Raw genomic sequence first — 293 nt, 5'->3', positions numbered from 1 at the left:
CCACTCTCGTGGGTGGTGGGCGGCGAGGCTGTGTCCCTCGTGGTCCAGGCACACGCCACGGTGGACGTGCACCAGCCGATCATCGGCTTCTTCCTGAAGGACAAGCATGGCCAGACGCTGTTCGGCGACAACACCTACCTGACTTATCTCGACGCGCCCCCCATGGTCAGTGCCGGTGAGCGTTTCCGTGCAGTTTTCAGTTTCCCTATGCCGATCCTTCCGGTGGGCGACTACAGCTTCGATGTCGCCATCGCCGAAGGTACGCAGCTGGACCATCGGCAGCTCAAGTGGGG

At 62.5% G+C, this 293-nt stretch carries 1 protein-coding gene; it reads left to right on the top strand.

Going from position 1 to position 293, the window contains the following annotated elements:
• Window positions 1-293, top strand: a 293-nt coding sequence (locus EN846_RS34560) for a Wzt carbohydrate-binding domain-containing protein (protein WP_189587221.1), incomplete at both ends; no start/stop codon positions are given.

Origin of the sequence: Mesorhizobium sp. M4B.F.Ca.ET.203.01.1.1, from assembly GCF_004791025.1 — a bacterium.
GTDB lineage: Bacteria > Pseudomonadota > Alphaproteobacteria > Rhizobiales > Rhizobiaceae > Mesorhizobium > Mesorhizobium abyssinicae.
The sequence above is the reverse complement of the archived record's forward strand: the minus strand, read 5'-3'. Positions and strand labels throughout refer to the sequence as shown.